The sequence below is a fragment of the Parvibaculum sp. genome (genome assembly GCF_002684405.1).
In the GTDB taxonomy this organism is placed as follows: domain Bacteria; phylum Pseudomonadota; class Alphaproteobacteria; order Parvibaculales; family Parvibaculaceae; genus Parvibaculum.
Genome location: NZ_NYVD01000171.1, coordinates 23,477 through 36,449, shown reverse-complemented (window position 1 = coordinate 36,449; position 12,973 = coordinate 23,477). Strand labels below are relative to the sequence as shown.

Annotated in this window: 11 protein-coding genes; 3 read left to right on the top strand and 8 right to left on the bottom strand. The window is 54.5% G+C overall.

Features of this window, described 5'->3' with window-relative positions:
• Positions 1-953 (top strand): UDP-glucose/GDP-mannose dehydrogenase family protein (locus CMI59_RS16040; RefSeq protein ID WP_293329237.1); only part of this gene is annotated, 953 nt, incomplete at its 5' end.
• Positions 954-1,008: 55 nt separating this feature from the next.
• Here the strand turns inward: CMI59_RS16040 and CMI59_RS16035 are convergent.
• The 4 genes from CMI59_RS16035 to CMI59_RS16020 form a co-directional block, all read right to left on the bottom strand.
• Positions 1,009-2,109, bottom strand: a complete 1,101-nt coding sequence (locus tag CMI59_RS16035; protein WP_293329236.1) for a glycosyltransferase — start codon at positions 2,107-2,109, stop codon at positions 1,009-1,011.
• Between the two features lie 23 nt (positions 2,110-2,132).
• Positions 2,133-3,401, bottom strand: coding sequence for a hypothetical protein (locus CMI59_RS16030; protein WP_293329235.1), 1,269 nt, complete (start codon positions 3,399-3,401; stop codon positions 2,133-2,135).
• Positions 3,402-3,662: 261 nt separating this feature from the next.
• Entirely contained in the window at positions 3,663-4,940 is a 1,278-nt protein-coding gene (locus CMI59_RS16025) for an O-antigen ligase family protein (RefSeq protein ID WP_293329234.1), read from the bottom strand.
• On the bottom strand, positions 4,937-6,130 hold the full coding sequence (locus CMI59_RS16020; protein ID WP_293329233.1) for a glycosyltransferase family 4 protein: 1,194 nt from the start codon (positions 6,128-6,130) through the stop codon (positions 4,937-4,939). Before CMI59_RS16020 ends, CMI59_RS16025 begins: the two co-directional genes overlap by 4 nt.
• Positions 6,131-6,293: 163 nt before the next feature.
• Here CMI59_RS16020 and CMI59_RS16015 point away from each other — a divergent pair, with 163 nt between their 5' ends.
• Positions 6,294-7,520 (top strand): glycosyltransferase family 4 protein, encoded by a 1,227-nt coding sequence (locus tag CMI59_RS16015; protein ID WP_363102549.1) that lies wholly within the window; start codon positions 6,294-6,296, stop codon positions 7,518-7,520.
• Positions 7,521-7,523: 3 nt separating this feature from the next.
• Here CMI59_RS16015 and CMI59_RS16010 read toward each other — a convergent pair whose 3' ends face one another.
• A complete protein-coding gene (locus tag CMI59_RS16010) occupies positions 7,524-8,495 on the bottom strand; it encodes a glycosyltransferase family A protein (RefSeq protein WP_293329232.1) in 972 nt (323 codons plus the stop codon).
• A 160-nt stretch (positions 8,496-8,655) separates the two neighbouring features.
• Positions 8,656-9,354, bottom strand: coding sequence for a methyltransferase domain-containing protein (locus CMI59_RS16005; protein ID WP_293329231.1), 699 nt, complete (start codon positions 9,352-9,354; stop codon positions 8,656-8,658).
• 92 nt (positions 9,355-9,446) lie between these two features.
• Between CMI59_RS16005 and CMI59_RS16000 the strand changes: the two genes are divergently transcribed.
• On the top strand, positions 9,447-10,937 hold the full coding sequence (locus CMI59_RS16000) for a lipopolysaccharide biosynthesis protein (protein ID WP_293329230.1): 1,491 nt from the start codon (positions 9,447-9,449) through the stop codon (positions 10,935-10,937).
• A 17-nt stretch (positions 10,938-10,954) separates the two neighbouring features.
• Here CMI59_RS16000 and CMI59_RS15995 read toward each other — a convergent pair whose 3' ends face one another.
• Together CMI59_RS15995 and CMI59_RS15990 are read right to left on the bottom strand one after the other, a co-directional pair.
• Positions 10,955-11,707 carry a class I SAM-dependent methyltransferase gene (locus CMI59_RS15995; RefSeq protein WP_293329229.1) on the bottom strand — a complete coding sequence of 251 codons (753 nt, stop codon included), beginning with the start codon at positions 11,705-11,707 and terminating at the stop codon, positions 10,955-10,957.
• Positions 11,708-11,731: 24 nt separating this feature from the next.
• Positions 11,732-12,844 (bottom strand): glycosyltransferase family 4 protein, encoded by a 1,113-nt coding sequence (locus CMI59_RS15990; RefSeq protein ID WP_293329228.1) that lies wholly within the window; start codon positions 12,842-12,844, stop codon positions 11,732-11,734.
• Positions 12,845-12,973 lie beyond the last annotated feature (129 nt).

The following is a 12,973-nucleotide window of genomic DNA, read 5'->3' as shown; positions in this document are numbered from 1 at the left end:
TCACCAAATCGACCGTTCCCGTCGGCACCGCCGACGAGGTGGAAGCCATCATCCGCAAGGCGGCACCGGAGGGAGACTTTTCCGTCGCCTCCAATCCGGAATTCCTGCGGGAGGGAGCGGCCATCGACGACTTCAAGCGTCCCGACCGCGTAGTGGTTGGCGTGGAGGACGACCGCGCCAAGGAAGTGCTGCGCGCCCTCTATCGCCCTCTTTTCCTGAACGAGACACCGATCGTCTTCACCAATCGCCGCACCTCGGAACTGATCAAATATGCCGCCAACGCATTTCTGGCGACCAAGATCACCTTCATCAACGAGATGGCCGATATCTGCGAGAAGACAGGCGCCAATGTGCAGGACGTGGCCCGCGGCATCGGTCTCGACCGGCGTATCGGTTCCAAGTTCCTGCATGCGGGCCCCGGCTATGGCGGCTCTTGCTTTCCCAAGGACACGCTGGCCCTAGTGCGAACCGCACAGCAATTCCAGGCACCGACCCGGATCGTGGAAGCCGTCGTCGAGGTCAATGCGGATCGCAAGAAGAACATGGTCGACAAGATCGAGAACGCCTGCGGCGGCTCCGTGAAGGGCAAGACCATCGGTATTCTGGGCCTGACCTTCAAGCCCGAGACAGACGACATGCGCGATGCCCCATCGCTCGACATCGTACCCGGCCTGATCGAACGCGGCGCCACCGTAAAGGCGCACGACCCGCAAGGCGTCAAGGAAGCAAAGCACCTGTTGCCTGACAGCGTCGTTTATTGCGACAATCCGTATGAGACAGCGAAGGATGCCAGCGCCATCGTCATCGTCACCGAGTGGAACGAATATCGCGCGCTCGATCTCGACCGACTGGCACGCGATGCCAAAGAGCCCATCATGGTCGACCTTCGCAACATCTATCAGAGGGACGAAATGACCGAGGCAGGGTTCGCTTATACGAGTGTGGGCCGGTAGCAACTGGCGCCAGCTCAGTCACCAGGCACAACCGAAGATTACGGAACGCCGCCTATCAGCGGCCGGACAGAACCGCTGTCCCTCTTTCTCGTAGCGTTTCGGAACTGTAACTTGCCTTCATATCGGCCCGGCCCTGTCGCCCCAGCCGGCGCCGAAGACCTTCGTCCTCGCGCAGACGTCTGATTGCCTGTTCGATCTCTTCGACACCGTCGTCATGCAACTTCAGCATATTGATGCCGTCACGACCATATTCGCGAATACCACCAACATTGGTTGCAATCACAGGTAGGCCAATGGCCAAAGCCTCCGCGACAACGATGCAGAAACCTTCCGTATCACTTGTGTTGAGAAAGATGTCGGCTTCAAGGGCCTCCCGATACCACTGCGCCCGGTAGCCTGCCAGATGGACCTTTCCCTGTAGATTATGTTTCTTGCACAAGGCTTCCAGAGCAGAATATTCAGGGCCGTCCCCGAGAATGGTGAGCTCCACCGCCTCCCCTTCTTCATCGAGCTTGCGCACGACTTCGATCAGCCGATCGAAATTCTTCCGGCCAACGAGCCTACCCGCACCAGCAAGCTTCAAGATGCTTCCCGGCTCGTAGCTTCCCTTCTCCGGCACCGCCTCGTCCAGGCAGAACAGGGGGACCACATTCTCGCACCGCCAGCGAGGCAGGAAATAGCCTCTGGTCGCCTCAAGCGTCTCCCCGCAATCCGACCAGACCTCGTCAACCCGGCCGGACGTCCATTTGAGCAATACAGCGTAAATCCGCTCCACTCGTCGTGCCCGGTATCGCGAGATATGCTCGAACGAGACACAATGTACGCTCGGAAAGAATCTCAAAACGAGGCGGCCTATCAGGTTGGCCTGCTTCAGCGACAATACAACCGTCCGGGGACGGAAACGGCGAAGTTCGCGAACAAGAAGATACGCTCCGCACAATACGCCCCACAAAGAAAGGCTTTCCCGGTCATCAGCAATACGGAAATGCTCTTCCCCCAAAGCATTCTGAAGCTTGCTCGCGAGCTCTCCCCGCCCCCGGCACATGCCGACGACCTCTAATTCATGCCCTTCGAAAAAACCGTTCTCCACCAGCGTATAAAGCCCGTGTTCTGCACCACCGGGATCGAACCCATTTATGAAATAGAGAATACGCATCAGGCTAAACTCCGGTCGAAACATCACTCCCGATTCGCACTTTCCCGGTTGACGATCTGCGCTGCCGCCCTGAATGCAAACAGGAGAATAGCCGGCACAGCCATTACCTCATAAACGATCTTGAACCTTGTATCGGGAAACGACAGCAGAACCACCGGAAGCACAAAAAAGACGGGTAGGATAAGAAAGAAATGCCGCTCCGATAGAAAATCGCTTGGGCGCAAACACACATAGAAAATCGTCACGGCAAAGAGAATATTGTAGACGAACTTGTAGAGGGTATACGCCATCTGTCCCAATAACAGCTTGCCGCCGCGCAGGGACTCGATGGCGATTGAATGTCCGCCTTCCTCCAAGTAGATCTTCCCCGAAACCTCGGGCACTTTCTGAAAATTGAAGAGCCAGAGCGCTGCTTTCGATAGAGCATTCTGGGCCGCGCGAACCGGATCGTCCTTCGCAAAGGAAAACCCCATCTCGCGATACCGCGTATCCAACTCCGCTTCTGTCTGAGGCGTCCGGTGCATACCGAACAGATGCTCCGGACTGCTCAATCCTTTGGTTTCGAAAAATTGGTCTATGTCGTAGCTGGGATAGGCAACGGCAAACAGCGGATGCTGACCGAGGAAAATATTGTACCCCCCGTTCGTCGAAGGCGATGGGCTGTCATAGAGGGCGAGATTGCCAAAGGCCACAAAGAGGTAGAGCGCCGGGGACAATAACCAGATCGACTTCCTCCACATTGCGAACATGAGGATTGCCAGCCCTCCGAACACGAACAAATCCGTCGACCTGACGGTAGCAGCGAGAATCCCCGCAAGGGCAAAGAGAACGGGCCTTGCTTCTATCAGCAGATAAAAGGCGAGGGAGAGGGTAAAAAATTGCAGAACGCAGTCATGCGAGGAAACAACAAGCCAAAAGAAATAGGGATTCAGAAGGATCGAGAAGAGCGCTATTCTGGCTATGAGCCGATCTTCTATGCGCCTGCAAATCAGAGCATAGAGAACCACTCCCGCATTCAGATAGAAGAAAAGAGCGCCGAGGGACCCTAAACCGACCAGGAAGAAGGGAAGACACAAGAGCGCAGGACCGATCGGGTAAAAGTTGCTCCCGGGAATATGAAACGATGCAATTTCGGCAGCCTTCACAGCCCAGAAATCGAGCCCCAGTGCAAATGGGTTGACCAGCACCGCGCCGATGACGGCAGCATTGATCAGAAGAAGAACAGTTATCTCCGGCAAATATTGTCGGACACCGCTCCATCGAGCATACTCATTGACCATCGCCGCCCCCATTTTTCTTCAACACGCCCTACATGTCCCCTGAAGCATGCTCTACGCCAGCGCTAAAGATAACGAAGGCAGCAACCTGCCCTGACAACGCACACACAAACAGACTGCCTCAGCAATTGTCCTGACGGGAGACTACCGGATCGGATTTGAACGAATTGCACTTAACACAGGTTGAAGTTCTCCGGTTCTCTACATTTTTCGCAGGTATCATTTCCAGCACATGCATCGCGAACACCCCCCCTTCCCCGAGAAAGGCGATCGAATCTACCCCTGCGTCCCATAAACAGTCTGACCGGAAAGGGAGTTCACGGATTCGCCCCCCTTCGCAACTTCCTTTTGCCTTATCGCCCTTTGTCGCAAGGCATAGAAGACAATCTCCGGCAGCATGGAGACGAGAATGAGAACCGCGAATGAGGGCGTACCGCTAGCGTCGAGTGCAAGATACATAAAGGGCGACGCTAAGAGCACAAAGGGAGCGACATCTTTCTGCGCCTGGCTTATTTCGCCGCGAGAGTAGAAATAACGAAGCACTTTGATGAGCCTCGTTATTGAGACGAGCCAGATCGCGCAATAGGCCGCCAGTCCAATGATGCCGTTTTCTGTAAGCACCCGCAGGAACTCGCCGTGAATGCCGATCAACAGGTAACCGGGAAGGTATTTGTAGCGCTCGGCCACCTTGGTCACATATTCGTTGGTACCCACGCCGAAAATCGGATTCTCCGAGATGAAGTCCGAGGCAACATTGAATGCGAAAACCCGCTGGGCATTGCTTAGGGAGTCGGGATTGACGCCTGCATAAATGCCTTGCAGAGAACCGGCCGACTGGATCGGGTTCAACAGTGTATTCAACTGCTTAACGAACTTGTCGCCTGCGAAGATATTCATGACAAGAACAAGCACGAGCGCGCCTGCCCCAAGTACCGGCAAAGAGGCGGCGATGCGGCCCCGTGCAAGCAGCATTGCAGTCAAAAGACCGTAAATCAGAAGCGCTTTGCGTTCACCCGACATAAGCGTCACCACGAACAGCCCGCCCCACAACAGCCAGTACAGGCGCCTCTGGGCAGGCTGCGCAAACAGGAGCAGACAGCCCAGAGCCATGGGCAAATAGCCAAAAACCGCTTTCGGGTTATTCAGTTTCTTCCAGCCATACCACGCGTCCAGAACGATAACGTGCCACAGGATATTATAGATCAGTGCGATGCCGAGACCGATCACCATAACCCTGCCGGCCTTGAGCACATCCGCTTTGTCCAGATGTGTGGACAGCATCGCGACGAAGGCGAACATGAGACCGACCTGCAAAGCCTCTCGTACGCCGTTCTCCGCCCCGACCGAGAAAGCGGATAGCGCATGACATGCAAAAAACGGAACCACCATTGCCGCGCCGACGGTGAATTTGAGGTTCATCTTTCGCAGAACGAAAAACGTCCAGACGATCATAAGGAGAACCAGCCCGTCGAATGGACGCAGTTGAACGATACCGGCATTCAACCTTACCGCGGTGAACAGGCTGAGAAAGGCAAGCGGCACAAGATAGGTCATTGGACGCCGCCCCCTACGCCTCTTCCACTATGTTTCCGTCCTGAAGATAGAGTCGGCGCGGATGAAAGAATCTGCCGATACACCTGTTCAATACGCCCGGCCATCTCGTCCGCGTCCCAGGCTGAAAGGTCTATAGCGGCGCTGCCTGCGGCGAAAGTCGCCCTCAAAGGGTCGTCTTCCACAAGTTGACCTACCTTCTCGGCAAATTCGTCGAACGATCCGGAGGATATTGCAAAGCCGTTCTTTCCATGATGAACGACACGCTCGAGACCGGGAAGCGTCATCGCGACCACAGGTTTACGCGCGAGGACATACTGAACCATAGACCGGGGCAAGCCCTCACGCTCCGAACCAAACACGCAAATGTCGCACCCGGCCAGAACCCTTTCGACATCATCACGAAAACCTAGAAGGTGAACACGATCAGCAAGCCCCTTCTCCGCGATCATCTCCTCGATGATCGAACGCTCGGGCCCCTCGCCGGCGAGAATGAGCCGCACATCGTCATATTTTTCAAGCAGCGGCAACAGGCCGAAAAGCACTTCACGATGCCGCTTGCGACGCTCGAGCACGGCCACATAACCGATCAGAACGGGGTTCTGCATTGAGCGGCGCAATTGTGCCAGATCGTCCGATGGCTCGGCCTCGCGAAAACGTGCGACATCCATCCCGCTATAGATCACGAAATGGTTCTTGATACTCCCCAAACCATAGTCGAGACACAAATCCCGCATGCCCTCGCTGACGTCGATAAAAGCGTGTGTCCGCAACGCTGCAATTTTCTCAAGCGCAACATAGATCGAACGCTTCAGGAAAGGCTCGCTGGTAAAGGGAAGAATATGCACCCCATGAACAACACGGGCTTCTGGCGCGGCAATAGCCGCCAGCCTGCCGATCACACCTGCCTTACTCGTATGAGTGTGAACCACATCCGGCCGCACCTCCCTGATCAGGCGGGAGAGAGCGAGGAGAGCGGAAAAGTCCCGGAAAAGCGAAACTTCACGCACCAGGGGCTCAATGCACGCAACCCTGACATTCGGATGAAGCAGCTTCAGCATGCGTTCCGTCGCTTGACCGCCATGAGCCAGCCAAACATCATGCCCGGCCTCAGCCTGATGGTTGCAGGTCAGCATGGTGTTTTCATCGGCGCCGCCATCCACAAAGCGGGTGATGATATGCACGATACGCATCTGGGAGATTGTCTGAAGTTCCTGAATTGCGCTGCAACCGAATATCCAGCCTAATTGGCCGGAATTGTAGCAAATTCTGCTGTCGCAGTATTGATAAAACCCTCAAGCATGTCGTCATATTGGAACTGATTGACGCCAGCAGTTAACCCCCGGAGACAAGCCCATCACCGCAAGCATTTGTACAGAGTCCGCCCCGGCCGGGAACATCTCTGCCCGCGGCGCGAAAGAGGCGCCCCGTGTCGTCCTGGTCCTGCCTGCATATCTCCCGGAATCCTTCGGCGGCGCCCAGCAGCAAAGCCGGCGCTTTGCCACCCTTCTGGCCGGCCAGGGCATCCAGGCCACGATATTGGCCCCGCGCACCTTCGCTGATACCCCAGGACACGAAGTCAAAGATGGGGTCCGGATTAAGCGTTTTACGTTAAGGAGTTTTCCAAATCTGGGCGGGCGTCATTTCTTTTCGTTCCTGTGGTGGACGCTGCGTATCATCTGGTGGCTATGGCTGAACCGCACCGACTATGACATCGTCCACGTCATCCATGCGCGGCTCCACGCCGTCGGACCTGTTCTGGGCAGCCGGCTCGTCGGCAAACCATGTATCATCAAGTTCGGCCGGGGCGGATCGGAATTCGACATAGACGTTGTGGAGCGCAAGCGCTTGCTCGGCCCTCAGTTCGCATCGATCATCAAGCGCTACACTACCGGCTTCGTTGCCAACAGCGCCGAAATGACAACCGATACCGCGCGTCATGGCATCGCCACCGAACGCGTCTACCGCATCCCCAATGGCGCCATATTGCCTCCGGAGAAACGCTCCGACAGGCCCGCGCCATCGAACCCCGTTTTTCTTTTCATGGGCCGCCTCGACAAGGGAAAGGCGATTGACGTCATGTTGCGGAGCATCGCCGCCTCGCACGCGGATATTCCCCTTCGACTTATGATTGTTGGCGACGGGCCGGAACGCGAGGCACTGGTCGCGCTGACGGACGAGCTCCGACTGAACGAGCGCGTCGAGTTCACCGGGCGCATGGAAGACGTCACCCCCGCTATCCTGAAGGCTGACTTCTACCTCTCGACATCTCTTTCCGAAGGAATGTCGAACTCCATGCTCGAATCGATGAGCTTCGGGGCGATCCCCATCGTAACACGTGTGAGCGGCGTGGAAGATATGGTCTCCGACGACAAGAACGGCTTCCTCTTCGAAGCCGGCGACACCGCATCCTGTGCCGAGGCAATACGCCGGGCCGCCGCCTTGTCTCCGGAACGCTATCTTGAGATGAGCGACGAAGCGCGCAACACCATCTCGAGGAATTTCGGTCTTGATATGGTGGTCGAGCGCCACCTTGAACTATATCGCGGCCTCATAGACAAAAATGCAACCGCCGCGCAATGACCGCTACACCTGCCTCGTCCTGAGCTTCTTGCGCAACCCCGTCGTCAGGTTTTTGCCGAAAGCCAGTCGGCCACGCGGGTCGCCGGGGAGCAGGCTGACAAGCATATAGAACCAGGGCAAGGGATCGGTGAGCCGCAAACGGACTGCCTTGCAGAAACTTGCACGGGCTTCTCCGTAGGCCCCTAACTCGATTGCGGCGAGCCCAGCCTCGATCTCGGTCTTCATGGCCCAGCGGTCCGCCCACGGCACGAGGTCGGGCCTCCACTCCAGCACACGCCGCCCCAGTTCGCGCCGCGCCTCAACTCTCTCTCTGAAGTTCGAACTGATGGAATTTGCGATGGTTCGTTTCGTTGCCAGAACTTCCGGAATCCGGTGAAAGCTTACCCTCTGCGCGAGCCGAAGCCACATCTCGGTATCGTTCATATATTTTTGTTGCTCGTTGAAGCCGCCGCAATCATCGAAAGCAGACCGTCGGATCATGGAGGTAGACGGTAATATCGGCCCGGAAAACGCAAAAAGGGTTTTCAATGTGTCCGGATCATCCTGCGTAAATCCGTGCGCCCAGTGCACGCGAGATATTCCCTGCTCCTCGTTGACCTCGAGAAAATCGCTGACATAGAGACCTGCGCGGGGAAATTCAGCCGCGGCCGCCAGCTGGCGCTCGGTCATGTTCGCGTGCCAGATGTCGTCTCCATCCAGAAAGGCGACATACACTCCCCTGGCCCGCGCCAAACCGGCATTGCGGGCACTGGAGGCACCGCCATTCTCCTTGAAGATCGGCACCACCTTCGGATCCCGACTGGCGTATTCCTCTATCTTTTCTCTTGAGCGGTCCTTCGATCCGTCATCCACAACCAAGACTTTCTGGATATGGTCGATAGCACTCTGCGCCAGAACGCTTTCGATAGCAGACTGGATGTAATCTTCGAGATTGTAACAGGTGACGATAACCGTAACGTCGCGGGAAGGTGGCATGGTCGGCCTCAAGAGACTTCAGATCATCGTGTAAGAAGGCCAACGGCTGTGGCCTAGCGAAGGCGGCTTCTATCTCAATTGCGACGCAGAAATTTAGCAGTCGAATTCCATCACCTCTGCAAGCAAGCAGCATATGGCTTCCGCTCTTGTTAAGCGGCGATCAAACGGTTTCAGAAACTCGCCGCCGCGCTTGAGACTTGATCCCGGTCACAATGTAGCCTGTGGTCAGGAAGTCACTCCTCAACAACCTTCCCAGAAGGAGCGCTCCAGGCAAACAAAGGAGAATTAACAGTATGATAAACGGCGAAAGTAGGCGCTTTGCCCTGCGAAGTTCCCCCATAGCACGCGCAAACAACACGAGAATTGCCTCCGCCCATGTATTCCTTTCTACAATAACCAACTCGTCAAATTGACTGAGTACTAGCTTAAGTCCGTACTTCGTATATCGAAAAAAATCATATGGGCGATCATGAATCGGGAATATAAATGGTGAAGACAGTACAAGCTTCCCCCCTGGTCGCAACAGCCTGTACACCTCGGAAGCAGCTGCGAATGGATCACTCACATGTTCCAACACCTCCATCATCACAACAATATCAAAGCTTTCATCTGGAAGAGAAGACTTGGTAATATCATCAATTATGTCAGGGGCTCTAGACGCATCGATATCGGAGCTAACAACCACGCCTCCGGCTTCATCCGCGCAGCGGCAAACCAAGTCCTGAACCTCTCCCCCTGCACCAACACTCAAAATGCGAACGCCATTGCCAACAGACGAGAGTTCGCGCTCTAAGAAATTAGCAAGCCCTTTGCGGGACAAACGCTTCGACGCACGTACTACAAATTTCCACTGCCCCATTACCTACTCCCATCTCAAAACCCTCTTCTCTGCGAGAGCCTAACGGTGCATCCTAACAATACCATCAACTCAAATCTGCTCTGGTCTAGTCAATGTCGGATAAGAAGCTAACGGAGAGAACTTTAAAAGGACTTTCCTGGTCCTTAACCTCCTTATTGGTCCAGATGCTATTAAATATCATCTCCGTTTCTATCCTCGCGAGAATACTTACGCCGCAGGACTATGGTCTCATGTCCGCCGTCTTCATTGTTGTAGCTCTTGGGAACACACTTTCAGGGCTGGGACTCGCCCCAACAATCATTCAGAAGAAAGACCTGACCGAAGACCATCTGGCGACCGCTCTCGTATCAAGTCTTGGCATTGGTCTTACACTGATGACGCTGCAATGGCTCTGCGCGCCTTATCTTGCCGCGTTCATGCGCATGCCCGAATTGATCAACGTTACTAGGGTTACGAGTCTTGCGCTGATTGTCCAACCGCTTGCGTCCCTTTACGAGGCCTGGATGGCACGGTGCCTACGCTTTAGGCAAGTCAGTATTACTAAACTAGGCGTTTGGATCGCATCATCATTCGGCGTTTCAATTCCTCTAGCCTATCTCGGCTACGGATATTGGGCGCTGGCCGCCGGGTTTCTCAGCCAAACATTCTTTTCAGCAGCTACCTATCTTTTGCTTGCCAGAAACATTGGTTCCAACGGCGACGCCTCCTTTAGGGCGGCGAAAGAACTCTTCCGAACGGGGGCTGGATTTTCAGTCACTCAGTTCATGAACTACATTTCTATTTATGCGGATAATACTATTGTTGGACGCGCGCTCGGTAGCGTCGATCTTGGTATATACTCGAGAGCATTCTATATGATTTCTCTGCCGACGAACATGTTCGGCACAGCCAGTCGCATGGTTGTTTTTCCTGCAATGGCGCATATTCAGGATGACGAATCCCGCATGCGACAAGCGTATCTCAAGGGTATTTCGCTGACCGCTCTCATGGCTATACCGACAAGCGTGTTCCTTGCGGTGTTCTCAGGTGAGATTGTCTCCATTATCCTCGGCTCACAATGGACCAAAGCGACCATACCGTTCGCAGTATTTTCCACAGCGATATATTTTCGTGTTGGCGCAAAAACTTGCGCGAATATCCTGCTCGCGAAAGCACATGCCTATACACTTGCCATATTGCAGACAGCAAACGCTGTTATGATTGTTGCTGGAGCACTCATTGGCGCTTCATATGGTTTGAACACGGTGTGTATCGCTGTATGCACTGCCGCCATCGTGAGCTATGGTGGCTATGCGATAATTAGCAATCGTACCGCGAAAGTCACCATTCTAGAGTTTGCATCCGTTCACATACGCCCGATTCTAATTGGTCTGTTCGTGCTGTCCATAGGAACCGGCCTAAAACTTGCGATGCCTGAGGCCAAGCCCATCACAGTGATTGGCTGCGCTATTGTTGCATTCGGGCTGCCGCTGGGTGTTGCCCTTTACCTCAAACCATCATTCCTACTCGGCAACCTCGTCACTGAAATTCTTGCAACTGTCGCTAAGCCGTTTGCACAAAAAATAGGGTGGCGTGTCCACTGAACATGCAGTGCGACTGATCACCGGCAGGCAAACCTCGCGATAAGATGGAGACCATTTCTACTGTCTGCCGAGATCGCACTCCGCTTTGCCGCCCCCCACACAAAGCGGCGTAGAAGTGGAATCTCCCCCCTAAAGAGGAAGCTAGACGTCAAACGACGATACAAGCGTTCAGCAAAAGTCCTCCTGTAGAAATACTCGCTATGCTCCAAAACATATTCTGGCAGCGCCTCGGCAAACTGCTTTTCTAGCAAAGGCAAATCGTAGTGCCGAAAGTGCTTCCTATTCAGCGGCTCGTTCACCGTAGGCACTGATACGACTATCGAACCATCGGCAGCCACTCTACTAGCCATCGCCCGAAGGAAGGATGAAATGTCATTATCCGGAATATGTTCAAGAACTTCGACCGCGCACACAACATCAAATCGCTCTGAAAGATCTTTCACATCAGCCTTTCGATAGTCCACATGAGGGTGGAAGGCTTGGGCGAATTTCAGCGCGCGCTCGTCAATGTCCACGCCCACCCGTGTTGGGATTTTGTCATGTAACTGACCAAGAAAATAGCCATCACCACATCCGACATCAAGGACCGACCTCGGCTCTAGGGATTGAACGATGCTAGCCAAACGAGTATTATAGATAAGATACTCAAACCCCCAACTTAAAATTCGAACACGGCTGCCCTGACCACGATCATCTATGAAAGAGATATGGTGATAGGGAAAGACATACTGCTCTCGCTGAATATGCTGAATATCAGGTGTGGTAGTCATCTTTCAGACCTTCAAATAAAGTAATCACACTTTGTCTATCATTTTGAGGATCGTTCGCGAGCGCTGCTCCCAAGTGTAATTCAACTGGAAGTCCTCCCTCGCACGCAATCCAATCCGGCTCCGAAACACTTCTTCATCCCTGAGCCTCTTTAGGGCCACGACCCAAGCTGCCGGTTCCTCCGGCAGACAGAGAAGAGCGTTTTGATTGTGCGTCAAGACTTCATGCAAGACCTCTAAATCGGAAGCGATTATGGCCCTGCCGCAAGCCATATATTCGAAAATCTTGAGCGGCGACATCCAGTCAGCGAGGTTTTGACTGCCACCGCCCACGCCACGAACCACGCGTTGATAGGGTGCTAGAACCACTTCCATACCTTCTAGATAAGCGGCGGTCTCAGCATGGCGAACATAGCCGTGAAATACGATATTCCGATTGTTAGCAAGCGCTGAGCGCCACACTTTGACTTGGTCGGGCGCGCCACCAACAATGTGAAAGGTTGCCCATGGACAAAGCGGAACAAGTTCTGCAATGAGCTCCATGCCCTTGCCAGGGTATAAATTTCCGACATACCCAACGCGGAACCTGCCAGAGAGAGGCTCAGCTGGAACCTCTGCTGCCGATTCCGCGCCATCATGCGCTACAATAATCTGCCCATCAAGCGCAGGGTAGCGCTTCTCAAAATCATCTCTCAATCGACCGCTTATTGCTATCATTCCCACGAAATAGGGAGAATCGATGACACACTCCAACCTCTTCGCCAGACGCGGTCGCAATGAAGCCGCCGAGACGTGCATTTCGAGAGCAACCGGCTGACACAGCATGCAGGCCGCAGCTGCGACTGAAACCGACCGCGTATAAACCACTCCCTCCCGGCCCGGACCGTATAGAAGCGACGCGAGTGCACCGTAGAGGAACTTGGAGCCCGGCACCGAAAGAAGAGGCAACTTCCTGGTTTCAAATTGCGTGTCCAAGCCGTACTCGGAGGCTATTTCGCCGGCATCACCGCCTCCGCCCCAAGGCTGGACCAAACACGTTTCCACTCCCTCTGCGGAAAACGCTGCGCACATTCGCGCGACCTGAACAGCATTCGCCGCCGGGCTCGGCACGGGAGCGGTGTGAACGTAAGCAATCTTCATCCTGCTCCAGACCTTGAATTCAGTGCTACAACTAAGAAATCCAATGAACCGAGGATCCCTCCCTAGGCAAATGCCCCAATAGATTTATAGCGACACTCTATGTCAACAAATCTGCATGCCGAGCAAAAA